The following is a 16,706-nucleotide window of genomic DNA, read 5'->3' on the forward strand; positions in this document are numbered from 1 at the left end:
TGCCTGCCCCGCGGCAGAGCCGGGGGCTTCCCTTTGTCGGCTAGTCCTTCACGTAGCACGTCTTGTTGGGGATGATCAAATCCACGTAGCTCTCCACGCCCGCAGCGGTGGGGAACACCGTGGGGTTCTGGTCCGACATCAGGCACAGGCGTGGACCCTTGCGCGCCCACACCACGCGGTCGGTGCGGCCGTTGGGCTGGTTCCAGGCGCCCCAGAAGGCATTCAGCGTGGCCGTGCTGCCGGTGCGGTCAAACACAAAGCTGCCCAGATCCGTGGTCGGGCCGCCCACTGTGGCAGTGCCGGTGCACTGTGCGTTGGCGTAGGCGGCAAAGGTCATAGCGGCCGTGGCGCGCGTTTCGCTTTGGCGGGTAATGCGCCACACGTTGCGCCCCCATGTGCCCGGACGGGCCTGTACACAAAGCTCCTGCTTCCACTCGCCTTCGGGCAGACCGGCTGCAGCGGTGGCGCAGCGCACTTCCACCGTGGTCACGTGGCCCGAAGCGACTGTGCCCGTGCCGTTGGCCACCGTGCAGCTCTGGCCGGCGGGCTGGGTGCGCACAGTGACGGCATAGGCCGTGCCGCCGGCCTGCGCCGTGGCAAAGGTGAAGCCGCCGTTGGCCCCCACGGCCAGGTCGTCGCGCCCGTTGTTCTGCAGCACCAGGCCGGTGCCGGACAGGCCCGTGACCGAGCCCCCCACGGTGAAGGTGGCGGCGGCCAGGTTTTCGCAGCGCACCTGCACATCGCGCACATTGGCCGTGGCGGTACCCGTGCCCTGCGACACGGCGCAGCGCTGGCCCGCTGGCTGGTTCTTGATGGTGACGGCGTAGCGCACGCCGTGGTCCAGCCGGGTGGAGAACTCAAAACTGCCGTTGGCGCTGAGCTGCAGATCGTTTTCGGCGTTGTTTTGCAGCGTCACGGTACGGCCGGCGGCCAGGCCGCTGAGGGCGCCGCCTACGGTGTAGGCGCCCACCACAGGGGGCGCTGTGCCATCGTCATCACCACCGCCGCAGGCGGCCAGCATGGCAAGGGCCATCGCGGCAGGCGCTGCGCGCAGGGCGGCGTGGCGTGGGCGTGTGGAGAGGGTGGGGGTCATGGGCAGAAAACTCCTTGAAGACATGCGAGGGATGGTCAAAAGAGGCACAGCGGGTTGTCCCGGCTGGCCCCATGGACCGATGCGGAAAAGACGGCGGATTCTGTGCAGCGCTTGCTGCAGCGCGGAACCCTACCGAGGTAGGGTTTGCGCGTGCGGCACCACTGCGCACACTTGGCAGAATCCGCGCATGGCGAGGACGCCCTACCCTGGCCGCCCGCCACGGCGCATTCCGAGGTCGGTGCCGCCTTCATGCCCGACTCCTCCCGCTCTCCCGTCCTCCCGTCCTCCCGCTTTTTTCCTGCTTGTCCGCACGCCTGCCGCCCATGTCTGCCTATGCCCTCATCCTCGACGACCACCCCCTGGTGGCCCGTGGCGTGGCCGAGTTCCTGCGCGCGCGCCTGCCGCAGCTGGAGGTGGTGGTGGCAGGTGGCGCGGACGACCTTCTGCGCTGGGTGGACGAGCGGGGCACGCCGGCGATAGCGCTGATCGACTTCTGGCTGGCGGAAGGCGCTGCGGTGAGCCTCGTAGCGCAGGTGCGCAGCCTGTGTCCCGGCACGCCCATCGCCGTGATCAGCGGCGACGATGACCCGGCCGTGATGCAACAGGCCAGGCAGGCCGGCGCGCACGGCTTCATCCACAAGCAGGCGGCGCCGGAAACGTTTGGCGTGGCGGTGGAAGCCCTGCTGAGCGGGCAAACCTGGTTTGCGCCGGGCCCGCTGGGCAACCAGCCGCCGCGCAACCGCGACCTGCCGGTGACCCCGGCCGAGCTGGGGTTGTCCGCCCGGCAGGGCGAGATCCTCGCGCTGGTGCTGCAAGGGCTGCCCAACAAGCGCATCGCCTTGCAGCTCAACATCGCCGAGAGCACTGTGAAGGAGCACGTCACGGGCATTCTGGAGCGGCTGCGCGTGCGCACGCGGGTCGAGGCCATCACCCTGCTGCGCGGGCGGCGGCTGGAACTGTCGTGATACGCCTTGCCCGCACGGTGGTGCGCCGCAGCTGCGCGCTTTACCAACTCAGCCGTTGTCGCGACACGGCGCACCTACCTGGCCGCACTGGCGAACGCAGCCTTCGCGCAAGCCGGTGAACACTAGCGACCTGCACGCCGCGCTGGCACAGTGGCGCAAGAAAAAGTAGCCACAAAAGTCGCCAAATCGCTTTACCAGCAAGCGTAAAGCGCTATATTTTAAATAGCATCATGCACCTTCGCACAACCACTGCCGCAACAGGGCATGCAGTTGCTCCGGCGCCACCGGTTTGCGCAGCACCAGATAGCCTTCCTCCTCGGCCTGGCGCAGCGCGGGCGAATCCCATTCGCCGCTCACCATGGCCAGTGCTGCGTCTGGGCACAGCGCCTCCAGCCGCTGGAGCAAGGCGAACCCGCTTTCGCCCGAGCGCAGCCGCTGGTCGCACAGGATGGCCTGGGGTGCAAAGCCCTGTGCCAGCAGGTCCAGTGCCTCTGCGCCATCGGCAGCGCAGCGCACCTGCACGCCCCAGTCCTGCAGCAGCTGCTGCCAGCCTGCGGCCGCTTGGGGGTCGTCCTCCACCACCAGGCAGCGGCCGTGCAGGCTGCCCTGCGGCGCCGAAGCGGGGGCGGCGGCACGGGGGGCTTCGCCTGCTGCGGCACTGCGCAGCCGCAGCCAGAAGCGCGAGCCCCGCCCCAGGCGCGACGCCAGGCCCAGGGGCGCCTCCATCAGCTCGGCACAGCGCGCCACCACGGCCAGGCCCAGGCCATAGCCAACGTCGTCCGCATCGTCCGCCGCGCGCGGGGCGGTGTGGCTTTGGGCGAAGGGCGAGAAGATGCGCTCGCGCTCCTCATCGGCCACGCCGGGGCCGGTGTCCCACACCTCCACCTGCCAGTGCCCGGCGCGGCGGCGCACTGCCAGCAGCACGCCGCCGTGCTGCGTGTAGCGCAGCGCGTTGTGCACCAGGTTGACCACGCATTGGCGCAGCAGCATGGGGTCGGCCTGCACCCGCGTGCCGGCAGGCGGCAGGCGCAGGCGCAGCGCCAGCCCCCGCGCGCGTGCCGATTCGCCCAGCAGTGTGGTCACCTCGTGCAGCAGCGGCGCCAGCGCAACGGGTTGCAGGCGCGCCTGCACAGCGCCGGCTTCGATGCGCGACAGATCCAGCAGCGCGTTGCACATCCACTGCAGCGACTGCACGCCCTGGCGCAGGTCCTGCAGCGTGCCAGCCAGCGCCGCGTCGCGGTTGCGCAGCGCTACGGATTCGGCCAGCAGCCCCACAGCATGCACGGGCTGGCGCAGGTCGTGGCTGGCGGTGGCGAGGAACTGGTTCTTGACGGAAAGTGCCTGTTCGGCCTCGCTCTTGGCGGCGCGGAAGCGTTCGCTCAGCTCGACATTGCGCACGAAGAACTGGTGGCTAATCCGCGCATTGCGAAAGAAAACTGCAAAGAGCAGGTACATGGGCAGCAGATACAACCAGTGCTCCGGAAAAACGTACGGCACCGACAGCAGCGTGACGGCGAACCCGGACAAAAAGAAACCCTGGTAAACCGCCAGCACCGCCGACTGGTGAGTGGCATTGGCGGCAAGCACCATCATGGCTCCGCTGAGGAATGCCATGCGCATTTCGAAGGGAGCGCCAGGCCCTGCGCAGGCCGCCACGCTCATCAGCAAAGCACCGTACACCGCCGCCAGAGCCGGCACGCGCCGCAGCCAAATCGCCAGCAGCGCAGCATCGCCCGTGTGGGCCAGCCGCGGTCTGTCACGCTGCCACAGCCGCCAAACGTACCAGGCTACGCCTGCGAGGGACAGGGCGGCCACCCACCACAGCGTAATGCTCTGTGGCCACAGCCCCAGGGCCCCAAGCCATGCCGAGCCGGGCAAACCGAGCACCGGCATGATGAGACAGCCGTTGCGAACGCGCAGGAAGGCGGTGTCCAGCAGCTGCAGCCGGGCGTCCGGAGGCAGCGCAGACCAGGAGGGGACAGGCTCGGTAGGGGTGCTCATGCGGGCGATATTCGCATGGGCAGGCCTGCCCCTGAAGGTTGAACGGCTACGCCAGCGCGCGCTGGATGATGATCTTCTGCACGTCGCTCGTGCCTTCGTAAATCTGGCACACACGCACATCGCGGTAGATGCGTTCGACCGGGAAGTCGTTGACCACTCCGTAGCCGCCCAGCGTCTGGATGGCGGCGCTGCACACCTGCTCGGCCATCTCGCTGGCAAACAGTTTCGCCATGGCGGCCTCCTTCAGGCAGGGCTTGCCGGCATCGCGCAGCGCGGCGGCGTGCCAGATGAGCTGGCGCGCGGCTTCGATCTGCGTGGCGCAGTCGGCCAGGCGAAAGCCCACGGCCTGGTGGTTGAAGATGGCGGTGCCAAAACTCTCGCGCTCCTTCGAATACGCCAGCGCCGCATCAAACGCGCTGCGCGCCATGCCCACGCTTTGCGCGGCGATGCCGATGCGTCCACCTTCGAGCGCACCCAGGGCGATCTTGTAGCCCTCGCCCTCGGCGCCGATCAGATTCTCGGCCGGGATGCGGCAGTTGTCGAAGTTGATCTGCGCGGTGTCGCTGCTGTGCTGGCCGAGCTTGTCTTCGAGCCGTGCGACCACATACCCCGGCGCGGACGTGGGCACGAGGAAGGCGCTCATGCCCTTCTTGCCGGCGCCCTTGTCGGTGACGGCGATCACGATGGCCACCTGGCCGTTTTGGCCGCTGGTGATGAACTGCTTGACGCCGTTGATCACGTATTCGTCGCCCTGCTTCACGGCCGTGGTTCGCAGGGCGGAGGCATCACTGCCCACATGCGGCTCGGTCAGGCAGAAGGCGCCCAGCATTTCGCCGCGCGCCAGCGGGGTGAGCCAGTCGCGCTTTTGCTGCGTATTGCCGTAGCGCATGAGGATGGCGTTGACGGGGCAGTTGGTCACGGAAATCGCCGTGCTGGTGCCGCCATCGCCGGCAGCAATCTCTTCGAGCACCAGCGCGAGCGTGAGGTAGTCGAGATTGGCGCCGCCAAACTCTTCGGGCACGCAGATGCCGTAGGCGCCCAAGGCGGCCAGACCCTGATGGGCCTCCTTGGGGAAATGGTGTTCCTTGTCCCAGCGCGCGGCGTTGGGCCACAGCTCGGTCTGGGCAAAGTCGCGCACGGCGTCGCGGATCATTTCTTGGTCTTGTGTCAGCAGCATGGGGTGTCTCCGGAAGTCGTTGTTCGTTGAAAGGAATTACCAGTGCGCAGCCCGACGGCCGTCGTGGTGCAGCAGGCGGCCCTTGTCGGCGGGGGTCAGGCCCGCCACCGTGCTGCGCAGGCCGCGCACACTGTCTTCCACCGTGAGCGGGGCGCTGTCGCCGCCCATGTCGGTCTGCACCCAGCCGGGGTCGATGGTGACCAGCGTGGCGCCGGGGTAGTCGTGCTGCGCGGCGGCCACGGCCATGTTGAGCGCAGCCTTGCTGGTGCGGTACAGCCAGGAGCCGCTGTTCGGCACGCTGCCGATCTGCGACATGGAGGACGAGATGAACGCGAACACCCCGCCCGCATCCGCCACCAGCGGCGCCACCTGCGGGATGGTCTGCATCGCGCCGAGCACATTGGTGTGCATGACGGCGTCAAAGTCCTGCTGCGTGGGCGGCGTGAGCGCGTTGGGCCGGCGGATCACCCCGGCCACGTACCAGGCGATGTCGATTTTCTCGCCATCGAGCTGCCAGGCCAGGCCACTGATGCTGGCGGGGTTGGCCACATCGACGGTAAGCGCCTCGGCGCCCAGGGCCAGCACGCGCTCGCGGCCTGCTTCGTCGCGCACGGTGGCGATCACGCGGCGGCCGGCTTCGGTGTACTGGCGCACCAGCTCCAGGCCAATGCCGCGGGACGCGCCGATGACAAGTATGGAGTTCATTTTCAAGCCAAATCAGCCTCTAGCGCTTATCAGATAAGCGCGAACAGCTATAAAAGCAGAAGCATTCAAGCATCTGCACAACCACCCGGCAATGCCGGGTGGGGCGATCACACCAGTTCGAGCGCCACGGCCGTGGCCTCGCCGCCGCCAATGCACAACGTGGCCAGGCCCCTGGTCAGGCCGCGGGCCTTGAGCGCGTACATCAGCGTGACCATGATGCGTGCACCGCTGGCGCCAATGGGGTGTCCCAGCGCACAGGCGCCGCCGTTCACGTTGACCTTGTCGTGGGGCAAGTCCAGCTCCTTCATCAGCGCCATGGGCACCACGGCGAAGGCTTCGTTGATCTCCCACAGCTGTACGTCGCCCACTTGCCAGCCGGCCTTGGCCAGCGCCTTCTGCGTGGCACCCAGCGGCGCAGTGGCGAACCATTCGGGTTCTTGCGCGTGGGTGGCGTGGCTCACGATGCGGGCCAGGGGCTTGGCGCCCAGCTTCTTGGCGGTGGACTCGCGCATCATCACCAACGCGGCAGCGCCGTCGTTGATGCTGGAGCTGGAGGCGGCAGTGATGGTGCCGTCCTTCTTGAAGGCGGGCTTGAGTGTGGCGATTTTTTCGAGCTTGACCTTGCCGGGGCCTTCGTCTACCGACACCACGCGCTCGCCGCTGCGGTCCTTCACCGTCACGGGCACGATCTCGGCCGCAAAGGCGCCAGACTCGGTGGCCGCCTTGGCGCGCTGCACGCTGGCGGTGGCAAACGCGTCCTGCTGCTCGCGGGTGAACTGGTACTTGGCGGCGCAATCTTCGCCAAAGGTGCCCATGCTGCGGCCGGCTTCGTAGGCGTCTTCGAGGCCGTCGAGCATCATGTGGTCAAAGATGCGGTCGTGACCCAGACGGTAGCCGCCGCGGCCCTTTTGCAGCAGGTAGGGGGCGTTGGTCATGCTCTCCATGCCGCCCGCCACCATTACGTCGTGCGTGCCGGCCAGCAGCATGTCGTGCGCCATCATCGCGGCCTTCATGCCCGAGCCGCACATCTTGCTGAGCGTGACGGCACCCGCGCCCTTGGGCAGGCCGCCCTTGAACGCTGCCTGGCGTGCGGGTGCCTGGCCCTGCCCTGCCATCAGGCAGTTGCCGAACAGCACTTCGCCCACGGCGTCGGGCGACACACCGGCGCGCTCGACGGCGGCCTTGATGGCTGCGCCGCCCAAGTCGTGTGCAGCCAGGCTGGAGAAATCGCCCTGCAGCGAACCCATGGGGGTGCGTGCGGCGCCGACGATGACGATGGGGTCTTGCTGGGATGCGGACATGGTGTTGGTCTCCTGAGAAAAGGGTCAGATGAAAAAAGCGGGGTGGAATCAAAGCGCCTGACTGGCGGGTGCTGCGTGCGCAAAGCGCCGGTCTGCGTCGTAAGGGAACACGTCAAACATGTGCCCCGCACGAATGCGCTCCTGGTGCGACTGCCAGAAGGCGGCATCGAGCAAGTCGGCGTGGTGCTGCATGAACACCTCACGCACGGCGTCGTTGCCGAGCAGGAAGGGGCCAAAGGTTTCAGGAAAGACATCGCGCGGGCCCACGGCGTACCAGACCTCGCCGCTCATTTCTTCCTCTTCATTGCGGGGCGCGGGCACGCGGCGGAAGTTGCAGTCGGTGAGGTACTCGATCTCGTCGTAGTCGTAGAACACAACCTTGCCGTTGCGCGTGACGCCAAAGTTCTTCCAGAGCATGTCGCCGGGGAAGATGTTGGCGGCCACGAGGTCCTTGATGGCGTTGCCGTATTCGATGACGCTGTGCTCCATCTGCTGGCGCGCGCGCGGGTCTGCCAGCCCGGTGTCGAAGGCTTCCTGCAGGTAGATGTTGAGCGGGATCATGCGCCGCTCGATGTACAGGTGCTTGATGATGACCTCCGTCTGACCGTCGCCGTCGCGGTCGCTGATCTCCAGCTGGCTGGGGGCGAACTTCTCGATCTCGGCAATGAGGGCATCGTCAAAGCGGTCGCGCGGGAAGGCGACTTCGCTGTATTCCAGTGTGTCGGCCATGCGGCCCACGCGGTCGTGCTGCTTGACCAGCAGATACTTGGCCTTCACTTGCTCGCGCGTGGTTTCCTTCTGGTGCGGGAAGTAGTCCTTGATGAGCTTGAACACGAAGGGAAAGCTTGGCAGGTCGAACACCAGCATCACCATGCCCTTGATGCCCGGCGCAATGCGGAACTTGTCGCTGGAATGCTTCAGGTGATACAAAAAATCGCGGTAGAACAGCGTCTTTCCCTGCTTGGCCAGACCCAGGGCGTTGTAGATCTCGGCGCGCGGCTTGCGCGGCATGAGGCTGCGAAGGAACTGCACGTAGGCGCTGGGGATTTCCATGTCCACCATGAAGTACGCGCGTGCAAAGCTGAACAGCATCTGCATGTCATCCTCGCCAAACAGCGCTGCATCGATATAGAGCCTGCCTTCGTCGTTGTGCAGGATGGGCAGGGCAAACGGCACCTCGTTGAAGCCGTTGATGATCTTGCCCACCACGTAAGCGCCCTTGTTGCGAAAAAACAGGCTGGTGAGCACCTGCACCTGGAAATTGGTGCGCAGCTTGACCTTGTCGAGCCGGCTGCGCATGGCGGCCACCACACAGGCGGTGTCACGCGAGAGGTCAGCGAATTCGCGCTGGAGCTGGAAGTTCTCGATGATGGTCCGGAAGGTGTCGCCCAGCGTGTCGCGCGTGGGGTAGTAGGCGCGGTAGGTGGGGCGCGCGGCGGGCTCTTCGTTCTCGATGTATTCGGTGCTGACCGCAGGCCGCACAAAGATGAAGTCGTTGTGAAAGTGCGTGCGGTGCAGGATCTTGGTGGTGACCGAATTGAAAAAGGTCTCGGCCAGCTCGGGCTGGTGGTGGTTGACCAAGAGGCCGATGTAATGCAGCTTGACCTGGTGCCACACGTCCATGGGCTGTTCCCCTGCACCGAATTCTTTTTCCAACCTGCGCACGCACTCCTTGACACGCAGGTCGTAGAACTCGATGCGCTCGCGCTGTGCCCGCTGCTGGCCATGCCAGTCGGCGGTTTCAAAGCGGTGCTTGGCCCGCGCGGATTCGGTGCGGAACAACCGGTAGTGCCGGTTGAAACCATCCATCATGGCCTTGGCGATGCCATAGGCATGGGGGGCATCCAGGCGTTGCGGGAACATGGGGCTTCGCGACTGGCGCAGCGCGGGGTGGTGTACCGGCAGGCTACATGCGCTTGACGGCGGCCACGCCGGCGATGGCGGCCTTGTAGTGCGCCTCCAGGCCTTCGGTGCTGTCCACAGACATGTGCAGATTGTTGATCAGGCCGTCCTTGAGGCCATAGCACCAGCCGTGTAGCGTGACTTTTTGGCCTCGGCCCCAGGCATCGAGCATGACGGTGCTCTGGGCCACGTTCACCACCTGCTCGATGGCGTTGAGCTCGCACAGCACGTCGTGACGCCACTGCGGTTCGATAGAGGCAATCAGGTCGCGGTGGCGGTCCCGAACGTCCGACACGTGGCGGATCCAATTGTCGGCCAGACCGACGCGAATGCCCTCCAGCCCAGCCAGCACGCCGCCGCAGCCATAGTGCCCCACCACCATCAGGTGCTCCACACGAAGCTGGTCCACCGCATACTGGATGGTGGACAGGCAGTTCAGGTCTGTCGGAACCACCACGTTGGCCACATTGCGGTGCACGAACACTTCTCCAGGTTCCAGCCCGGTGATCTGGTTGGCAGGCACGCGGCTGTCCGAGCAGCCAATCCACATGTATTTCGGTTTTTGCTGGGCCAGCAGCCCGGTGAAAAATCCCGGCCGCTCGCGCTCCATCTGCGCGGCCCAGGCACGGTTGTGAACAAAGAGATCTTCGACGGATGCGGGCATGTTGTCCTCAGTGTGTCAGCGGATGTGGGGGCATTGAACGGTCAGCAGGTTTCTGCAAACAGTTCTCGTCCGATCAACATCCGGCGGATTTCGCTGGTGCCTGCGCCAATCTCGTACAGCTTGGCATCGCGCCAGAGGCGGCCCAGCGGGTATTCGTTGATGTAGCCGTTGCCACCGTAGATCTGCACGCCTTCGCCGGCCATCCAGGTGGCCTTTTCGGCGCACCACAGGATCACGCTGGCGCAGTCCTTGCGCACCTGGCGCACATGGTCGGTGCCGAGCATGTCGAGGTTCTTGGCCACGGTGTAGGCAAACGAGCGGCCTGCCTGCAGAACGGTGTACATGTCGGCCACCTTGCCCTGAATGAGCTGGAATTCACCAATGCTCTGGCCGAACTGCTTGCGGTCGTGAATGTAGGGGATCACGTTGTCCATCACCGACTGCATGATGCCCAGCGGGCCGCCGGTGAGCACCGCGCGCTCGTAGTCGAGGCCACTCATCAGCACCTTGGCACCACTGTTCACGCCGCCCAGCACGTTCTCTGCGGGCACCTCCACGTCCTGGAACACCAGCTCGCCCGTGTGGCTGCCGCGCATGCCCAGCTTGTCAAGCTTTTGCGCGATGGAAAAGCCTTTCATGCCCTTCTCGATGAGGAAGGCCGTCACGCCACGCGCGCCCAGTTCGGGTTCAGTTTTCGCATACACCACCAGGGTGTCCGCATCCGGGCCATTGGTGATCCACATCTTGCTGCCGTTGAGCAGGTAGTAACCGCCTTTGTCCTCGGCCTTGAGCTTCATGCTGATCACGTCGGAGCCAGCACCCGGTTCGCTCATGGCCAGCGCGCCCACGTGTTCGCCGCTGATGAGCTTGGGCAGGTACTTGGCCTTCTGCGCCTCATTGCCATTGCGGTTGATCTGGTTCACGCACAGGTTGCTGTGCGCGCCGTACGAGAGGCCCACCGAGGCGCTGGCACGCGAGATTTCTTCCATGGCCACCATGTGGGCCAGGTAGCCCATGGCGGCACCGCCGTATTGCTCGGGCACCGTGATGCCGAGCACACCCAGATCGCCCATCTTGCGCCACAGGTCCATGGGGAACTGGTCAGTTCTGTCGATTTCTGCGGCGCGCGGCGCAATTTCAGCTTGTGCGAAGTCGCGAACGGCATCGCGCAGGGCGTCTATGTCTTCGCCCAGCTGGAAATTGAGGCCTGGCAGGTTGGAAGGAATGCTCATGGTGAATGTCTCCTCGGTACGGGAAAAATGACAGGCTGTCTCAGCCCTTGATGGTGTCGCGCCCGGTGACTGCCATGAGTGTGCACCCCATGGTAGCGACCAGTTTTTCTTGGTGGTTGTCGATGGCGAAGGCTCGGCCCTCACACACTGTGATGGTGCGGCCGGGCTTGAGCACCCGCCCCTCCATCCGGAAATGCTGGCCCTTGGCCGGCGCCAGCAGGTTGATCTTGAATTCGATGGTGAGGACGGCCGCGTCTTCGCCCATCAGCGTAAAACCGGCATAGCCACAGGCCGAATCCAGCGCAGTGGCGACCATGCCCGCATGCAGGAAACCGTGCTGCTGCGTAAGCCCGGCGCTCCAGGGCAGCTCAATGTCTACCGCCCCTGGTGCCACCACACCCAGCACGGCACCCAGGGTCTTCATCGCCCCTTGGTGTGCAAAACTGTCACGCACGCGCTCCGCGAAGTTCGCACAGCGAGGTTCGAAAAGCGGCAGGCTCACGGCGTTTCCTTATTTACGTTTACGTAAACGTCAATTATGAATCATTTTCGGCTTTCGACCTTGGCCAGGAGAGCGCGGGCCTCCTCCTCATGCTCTTGTACCTCGGCCAGATTGGCCTTGAGGTCTGCAAGCTGGTCTTCCAGTTGCCTGCGGTGCACCACCAGAACATCAAGGAACTTGCGCAATTGCACGCCGGTGTCGCGCGGGCTGTCGTAGAGATCAATGATCTCCCTGGCTTCGGTGAGCGACAGGCCCAGCCGCTTGGCTCGAAGCGTCAGCCGCAGGCGGGTGCGGTCCCTCGCGCTGTAGACACGGTTTCTCCCGGCGGGCCCCGTTCGCTCGGGCTGCAGCAAACCCATGTCCTCGTAGAAACGAATGGCGCGCGTCGTGAGATCAAACTCTTTGGCAAGATCGCTGATGGTGTAGGTGTTGGCCATGGTGTGGGGTGCAAGCGGAGAGTGGGGTGCGCACCGGCGACAGTGACTGGCGCTTGCCTCTCTACAATGTGCTGCGTCTATGACGTTAACGTTAACGTCAATGCTAACCCATCGGATCGTCCACATGAATCCACTTGAACACGAGATCCACTACCCATTGGGCGATACGCTGCCGGCGGAAGGTGGAACGGTTGATGTCGCCCCGGGTGTCCGGTGGATACGTATGGGGCTGCCCTTTGCCCTGGATCACATCAACCTGTGGCTCTTGCGCGACCGTCAGCCCGACGCAAACGGCGTAGCGGTGGACGGCTGGTCGGTGGTGGACTGCTGCATCGACAGCGCAGCCACCCGCGCGCAGTGGGAAAAGATCTTCGCTACGAGCCTGGGGGGACTGCCGATCTTGCGGGTCATCGTGACCCACATGCATCCTGACCACATCGGTCTGGCGCACTGGTTGTGTTCTCTCTGGAATGTGCGCTTATGGATCAGTGCCACCGACTATAACGTGGCACGCACAGCCGTCTATGACCCCCATGGTTTCGGAGGGGAGGCGGGAGCAGGCTTCTACGCTTTGCACGGTGCAACGGATGCCGCCTTTCTGTCCCATGTGCGCGGCCGGGCGTCCTACTTTCCTACACTGGTCCCAGCTCTCCCGCCGTGCTATCGCAGAATCATGGATGGCGACATGCTCGACATTGGCGGCCGTGCCTGGCGCTGCATCAGCGGATATGGGCACGCGCCCGAGCACATGGCGCTCTATAGCGAGGAATTGGGAGTTCTTCTCAGTGGAGACATGGTGCTCCCGCGGATTTCCACCAATGTCAGCGTCCACGCGAGCGAACCCGAGGGCAATCCACTGCGTCTATTCCTGACGTCGTTGCAACGATATCTTGAATTGCCGACTGAGACCCTGGTTCTCCCGTCTCACGGAAAGCCCTTCACGGGGCTTGCCGCGCGCATCGCCCAACTTGAACGCCACCATCAAGATCGACTGGCTGACATCCTGCAGGCAGCCCAGTTGCGTTCACTCAGCGCAGCCGATATCCTGCCGATCCTGTTTCAGCGCACTTTAGACACACACCAGATGACGTTTGCGATGGGCGAAGCTTTGGCCCATTTGCACTATTTGTGGTTTACGGGTGAGTTGGAACGGGTATCGGGTGCAGATGGCGTTCTGCAATTCAAGGCATATTGATATCGCACTCACCGGGTGCATCACGCGAAGGCCATTTGGCCTGACTTGCTTGCGGATGCTCTCCCGGTTCTCGTCAGGCCGACCCATTTGACCACTGCATGTTTTCTGTTGCTCTGGACGCCGAGGCTTTGTACCCCTGGGCACTAGCGTTGTGGCGAGAAGAACGGAACGGAATTTATTGTTGCCCTGCAAAGCAAAAAACCCCAGTCGATGTTGACTGGGGTTTTTTGGGCTGTAAGAGCCTGACGATGACCTACTTTCACACGGGAACCCGCACTATCATCGGCGCAAAGTCGTTTCACTGTCCTGTTCGGGATGGGAAGGAGTGGTACCAACTTGCTATGGTCATCAGGCATAAAGGGTTGCTGATCTGCTGTTTGAGGCAGATCGGCGAATTCATAGAGTCTGTAATCAGATTTTTTGTATTTTGACTGCGTCTAACTTGGCATAACAGACTTTGAGCTTCACGCTGAGAGCGTGTTGGCTATCAAAGTTATAGGGTCAAGCCGCACGAGCAATTAGTACTGGTTAGCTTAACGCATTACTGCGCTTCCACACCCAGCCTATCAACGTCCTGGTCTTGAACGACTCTTTAGGGGGCTCAAGGCCCCGGCAGATCTCATCTTGAAACGAGTTTCCCGCTTAGATGCTTTCAGCGGTTATCTCTTCCACACTTAGCTACTCGGCAATGCCACTGGCGTGACAACCGATACACCAGAGGTGTGTCCACTCCGGTCCTCTCGTACTAGGAGCAGGCTTCCTCAAATCTGCAGCGCCCACGGAAGATAGGGACCAAACTGTCTCACGACGTTTTAAACCCAGCTCACGTACCTCTTTAAATGGCGAACAGCCATACCCTTGGGACCGGCTACAGCCCCAGGATGAGATGAGCCGACATCGAGGTGCCAAACACCGCCGTCGATATGAACTCTTGGGCGGTATCAGCCTGTTATCCCCAGAGTACCTTTTATCCGTTGAGCGATGGCCCTTCCATACAGAACCACCGGATCACTATGTCCTGCTTTCGCATCTGCTCGACTTGTCAGTCTCGCAGTTAAGCACGCTTATGCCATTGCACTATCGTCACGATGTCCGACCGTAACTAGCGTACCTTCGAACTCCTCCGTTACGCTTTGGGAGGAGACCGCCCCAGTCAAACTGCCTACCATGCACTGTCCCCGATCCAGATAATGGACCTAGGTTAGAACCTCAAACACACCAGGGTGGTATTTCAACGTTGGCTCCATGAGAACTAGCGTCCTCACTTCAAAGCCTCCCACCTATCCTACACAGATCTGTTCAAAGTCCAATACAAAGCTACAGTAAAGGTTCATGGGGTCTTTCCGTCTTTCCGCGGGGAGATTGCATCATCACAAACATTTCAACTTCGCTGAGTCTCAGGAGGAGACAGTGTGGCCATCGTTACGCCATTCGTGCAGGTCGGAACTTACCCGACAAGGAATTTCGCTACCTTAGGACCGTTATAGTTACGGCCGCCGTTTACTGGGACTTCAATCAAGAGCTTGCACCCCATCATTTAATCTTCCAGCACCGGGCAGGCGTCACACCCTATACGTCCACTTTCGTGTTTGCAGAGTGCTGTGTTTTTATTAAACAGTCGCAGCCACCGATTTTTTGCAACCCCTTTGGGCTTCCTCTGTACGAGTTCACCTACTTGGGGCATACCTTCTCCCGAAGTTACGGTATCAATTTGCCGAGTTCCTTCTCCTGAGTTCTCTCAAGCGCCTTAGAATACTCATCTCGCGCACCAGTGTCGGTTTGCGGTACGGTCGTCAATAGCTGAAGCTTAGTGGCTTTTCCTGGAAGCAGGGTATCACTCACTTCGTCTGCAAGCAGACTCGTTATCACCCCTCATCTAAGCCCGGCGGATTTGCCTACCAGGCACGACTACAGGCTTGAACCAACATATCCAACAGTTGGCTGAGCTAACCTTCTCCGTCCCCACATCGCACTATTGATCGGTACAGGAATATTGACCTGTTTCCCATCAGCTACGCATCTCTGCCTCGCCTTAGGGGCCGACTCACTCTACGCCGATGAACGTTGCGTAGAAAACCTTGCGCTTACGGCGAGGGGGCTTTTCACCCCCTTTAACGCTACTCATGTCAGCATTCGCACTTCTGATACCTCCAGCATCCGTTACCAGACACCTTCACAGGCCTACAGAACGCTCTCCTACCACTTGCAATAAATTGCAAATCCGCAGCTTCGGTAACTGGCTTAGCCCCGTTACATCTTCCGCGCAGGACGACTCGATCAGTGAGCTATTACGCTTTCTTTAAATGATGGCTGCTTCTAAGCCAACATCCTGACTGTTTTAGCCTTCCCACTTCGTTTCCCACTTAGCCAATTTTAGGGACCTTAGCTGGCGGTCTGGGTTGTTTCCCTCTTGAGTCCGGACGTTAGCACCCGGTGCTCTGTCTCCCAAGCTGTACTCTGCGGTATTCGGAGTTTGCATAGGTTTGGTAAGTCGCCATGACCCCCTAGCCTAAACAGTGCTCTACCCCCGCAGGTAATACTTGAGGCACTACCTAAATAGTTTTCGGAGAGAACCAGCTATTTCCAAGTTTGTTTAGCCTTTCACCCCTATCCACAGCTCATCCCCTAGTTTTGCAACACTAGTGGGTTCGGACCTCCAGTACCTGTTACGGCACCTTCATCCTGGCCATGGATAGATCACTTGGTTTCGGGTCTACACCCAGCGACTGATTCGCCCTATTCGGACTCGATTTCTCTACGGCTTCCCTATTCGGTTAACCTTGCCACTGAATGTAAGTCGCTGACCCATTATACAAAAGGTACGCAGTCACCCTTGCGGGCTCCTACTTTTTGTAAGCATGCGGTTTCAGGATCTATTTCACTCCCCTCCCGGGGTTCTTTTCGCCTTTCCCTCACGGTACTGGTTCACTATCGGTCGATTACGAGTATTTAGCCTTGGAGGATGGTCCCCCCATATTCAGACAGGATTTCTCGTGTCCCGCCCTACTTTTCTCCAGCTTAGTACCACACGTCTGTTTTCGCATACAGGGCTATCACCTGCTATGGCCGGACTTTCCATTCCGTTTTGCTAACAGTCGTGCTATCACTAGAAGGCTCTTCCGATTTCGCTCGCCACTACTTTCGGAATCTCGGTTGATGTCTTTTCCTCGAGCTACTGAGATGTTTCAGTTCACCCGGTTCGCCTCGCATGACTATGTATTCATCATGCGATACCTCTTGCGAGGTGGGTTTCCCCATTCAGAAATCTCCGGATCAAAGCTTATTTGCCAGCTCCCCGAAGCTTATCGCAGGCTATCACGTCTTTCGTCGCCTGTAATCGCCAAGGCATCCACCACATGCTCTTAGTCACTTGACCCTATAACTTTGACATCTCTTTCAAGATATCGCCATCATCTCAAGGACTTGTCAGGTCTTTCACCTGACGCGTTATGCCGTAATGTGAATAATTCCTCAATATCACTATCAAGAAATATTCGTCATTACTGAGTTCAAATTACTTCGCAATCGCTTT

Annotated in this window: 12 protein-coding genes and 2 rRNA genes; 2 read left to right on the forward strand and 12 right to left on the reverse strand. The window is 61.8% G+C overall.

Annotated elements, in window-relative coordinates; translation table 11 throughout:
- Positions 1–40: 40 nt before the first annotated feature.
- A complete protein-coding gene (locus AAFF19_RS20160) occupies positions 41–1,093 on the reverse strand; it encodes a hypothetical protein (RefSeq protein WP_182120732.1) in 1,053 nt (350 codons plus the stop codon).
- 323 nt (positions 1,094–1,416) lie between these two features.
- Here AAFF19_RS20160 and AAFF19_RS20165 point away from each other — a divergent pair, with 323 nt between their 5' ends.
- The gene (locus tag AAFF19_RS20165) at positions 1,417–2,058 is read left to right on the forward strand and encodes a response regulator transcription factor (protein ID WP_008903151.1); all 642 of its coding nucleotides are present in this window, start codon (positions 1,417–1,419) and stop codon (positions 2,056–2,058) included.
- Between the two features lie 228 nt (positions 2,059–2,286).
- Here AAFF19_RS20165 and AAFF19_RS20170 read toward each other — a convergent pair whose 3' ends face one another.
- The 9 genes from AAFF19_RS20170 to AAFF19_RS20210 form a co-directional block, all read right to left on the reverse strand.
- Positions 2,287–4,059 carry a hybrid sensor histidine kinase/response regulator gene (locus AAFF19_RS20170; protein WP_182120731.1) on the reverse strand — a complete coding sequence of 591 codons (1,773 nt, stop codon included), beginning with the start codon at positions 4,057–4,059 and terminating at the stop codon, positions 2,287–2,289.
- Between the two features lie 46 nt (positions 4,060–4,105).
- Positions 4,106–5,236, reverse strand: coding sequence for an acyl-CoA dehydrogenase family protein (locus AAFF19_RS20175; protein WP_342720883.1), 1,131 nt, complete (start codon positions 5,234–5,236; stop codon positions 4,106–4,108).
- Between the two features lie 36 nt (positions 5,237–5,272).
- Positions 5,273–5,941, reverse strand: a complete 669-nt coding sequence (locus tag AAFF19_RS20180) for an SDR family oxidoreductase (RefSeq protein ID WP_182120729.1) — start codon at positions 5,939–5,941, stop codon at positions 5,273–5,275.
- Between the two features lie 107 nt (positions 5,942–6,048).
- Positions 6,049–7,242 carry an acetyl-CoA C-acyltransferase gene (locus AAFF19_RS20185; protein ID WP_342720884.1) on the reverse strand — a complete coding sequence of 398 codons (1,194 nt, stop codon included), beginning with the start codon at positions 7,240–7,242 and terminating at the stop codon, positions 6,049–6,051.
- 48 nt (positions 7,243–7,290) lie between these two features.
- A complete protein-coding gene (gene aceK / locus AAFF19_RS20190) occupies positions 7,291–9,105 on the reverse strand; it encodes a bifunctional isocitrate dehydrogenase kinase/phosphatase (protein WP_342720885.1) in 1,815 nt (604 codons plus the stop codon).
- A 43-nt stretch (positions 9,106–9,148) separates the two neighbouring features.
- Positions 9,149–9,808: a carbonate dehydratase gene (gene can, locus AAFF19_RS20195; RefSeq protein ID WP_342720886.1), complete on the reverse strand. Its 660-nt coding sequence runs from the start codon at positions 9,806–9,808 to the stop codon at positions 9,149–9,151.
- 41 nt (positions 9,809–9,849) lie between these two features.
- Complete coding sequence (locus AAFF19_RS20200; RefSeq protein ID WP_342720887.1) at positions 9,850–11,040, reverse strand: isovaleryl-CoA dehydrogenase; 1,191 nt, start codon at positions 11,038–11,040, stop codon at positions 9,850–9,852.
- A gap of 40 nt (positions 11,041–11,080) precedes the next feature.
- On the reverse strand, positions 11,081–11,542 hold the full coding sequence (locus AAFF19_RS20205; protein ID WP_008903143.1) for a PaaI family thioesterase: 462 nt from the start codon (positions 11,540–11,542) through the stop codon (positions 11,081–11,083).
- Between the two features lie 41 nt (positions 11,543–11,583).
- Positions 11,584–11,979 carry a MerR family DNA-binding transcriptional regulator gene (locus AAFF19_RS20210; RefSeq protein WP_008903142.1) on the reverse strand — a complete coding sequence of 132 codons (396 nt, stop codon included), beginning with the start codon at positions 11,977–11,979 and terminating at the stop codon, positions 11,584–11,586.
- A 124-nt stretch (positions 11,980–12,103) separates the two neighbouring features.
- Between AAFF19_RS20210 and AAFF19_RS20215 the strand changes: the two genes are divergently transcribed.
- Complete coding sequence (locus AAFF19_RS20215; protein ID WP_034692712.1) at positions 12,104–13,174, forward strand: MBL fold metallo-hydrolase; 1,071 nt, start codon at positions 12,104–12,106, stop codon at positions 13,172–13,174.
- Between the two features lie 240 nt (positions 13,175–13,414).
- On the opposite strand, the gene rrf is transcribed toward AAFF19_RS20215, so the two are convergent.
- Both rrf and AAFF19_RS20225 read right to left on the reverse strand, forming a co-directional pair.
- Positions 13,415–13,527 (reverse strand): 5S ribosomal RNA (gene rrf, locus AAFF19_RS20220).
- Positions 13,528–13,671: 144 nt separating this feature from the next.
- Positions 13,672–16,550, reverse strand: a 23S ribosomal RNA gene (locus AAFF19_RS20225).
- Positions 16,551–16,706 lie beyond the last annotated feature (156 nt).

The sequence above is a fragment of the Acidovorax sp. FHTAMBA genome (assembly GCF_038958875.1).
Taxonomy (GTDB): Bacteria; Pseudomonadota; Gammaproteobacteria; order Burkholderiales; family Burkholderiaceae_C; genus Acidovorax.